At 66.8% G+C, this 310-nt stretch carries 1 pseudogene; it reads left to right on the top strand.

Going from position 1 to position 310, the window contains the following annotated elements:
* Window positions 1–310: pseudogene (locus tag F1735_RS34650) on the top strand (TetR/AcrR family transcriptional regulator); the annotation flags it as partial.

Here is a 310-nt window from a genome sequence, read left to right as displayed (position 1 = left end):
CGGTGAAGCGCCGCGCACCCTGCGCGGGCACCTGGCGGCCATGGTCCACGCGTGGCTGGTGGCGCACCAGGTCGAGCCGGAGCTGCACAAGGTGCTGGAAAAGGAGTTTCCCTTCTTCGATGCACCGACCCAGGACAGTCCAGCGGACAATAATTCCTTCCAGCGCATCCTGGGCCTGCTGGAACGGCACAAGGACGAGATCGGCCAGCCCGACCTCGACCTGGCCACCTGGATGTTGCTGCGCATGATGGAGTCGCTGGTGCACGCCGCCGTGATGGATGCGCCGGCGCGCTTTGCCGGCGCCGACATC

It is taken from the genome of Massilia genomosp. 1, from assembly GCF_011682185.1.
GTDB lineage: Bacteria > Pseudomonadota > Gammaproteobacteria > Burkholderiales > Burkholderiaceae_D > Telluria_A > Telluria_A rubra.
The sequence above is the reverse complement of the archived record's forward strand: the minus strand, read 5'-3'. Positions and strand labels throughout refer to the sequence as shown.